At 64.3% G+C, this 634-nt stretch carries 1 protein-coding gene; it reads left to right on the top strand.

Going from position 1 to position 634, the window contains the following annotated elements; all coding sequences use genetic code 11:
• Positions 1-214: 214 nt before the first annotated feature.
• Positions 215-634 (top strand): IS110 family transposase (locus tag SZ55_RS04600; RefSeq protein ID WP_044402044.1); only part of this gene is annotated, 420 nt, incomplete at its 3' end.

The following is a 634-nucleotide window of genomic DNA, read 5'->3' as shown; positions in this document are numbered from 1 at the left end:
GCCCCACCCCAGGGGCATAGTCCCCGACTGATCATCGGGGGAGGGATAGGAAGCCGTGCCCACCCTTAGGCCGCGAGCCTGCAACGTAGATAGTGCTCCGCCCCTCCACACTCACTCGAACAGCCCGAACGGTATCCAGAGCTTCGAGCTCGCATTCACAAGGTTGGGCCGGGTGCAGTGATGATCGCGTCTGAACGGATCGAGAGGAGAATCCATGCCCAGCGTCATCGGCATCGACATCGCCAAACACACCTTTGACCTCGCCACCCTGCAGCCCAACGGCAAGTACCGCACCAAGGCCAAGCTGGCCAACGACAAAGCGGGCTTCGCCGTCTTGCGCGACTGGCTGAACAARCACAGCGAACCCGGAGCCTGGGTCGTGATGGAGGCCACCGGCATCCACCATGAAGCCCTGGCCGAATGGCTGCTGGAGCAAGGCTATCGGGTCTGTGTCCTCAACCCGGCGCAGATCGCCCACTACGCCCGCAGCCAGTTGCAGCGGGTGAAGACCGACAAGGTCGACGCCAAGCTGATCGCCGAATACGGCGAGCGCCACCAGGACGAGCTGCGCCCCTGGCAACCCGAGCCCCGTGCCGTAAAGCGCCTGAAGGCCCTGGTACGGCGCCTGGAGGAC

This window comes from Pseudomonas sp. FeS53a (assembly GCF_000931385.1).
Taxonomy (GTDB): Bacteria; Pseudomonadota; Gammaproteobacteria; order Pseudomonadales; family Pseudomonadaceae; genus Metapseudomonas; species Metapseudomonas otitidis.
Note: the sequence above shows the minus strand (reverse complement) of the source record. Positions and strands in the feature narration are given on the sequence as shown.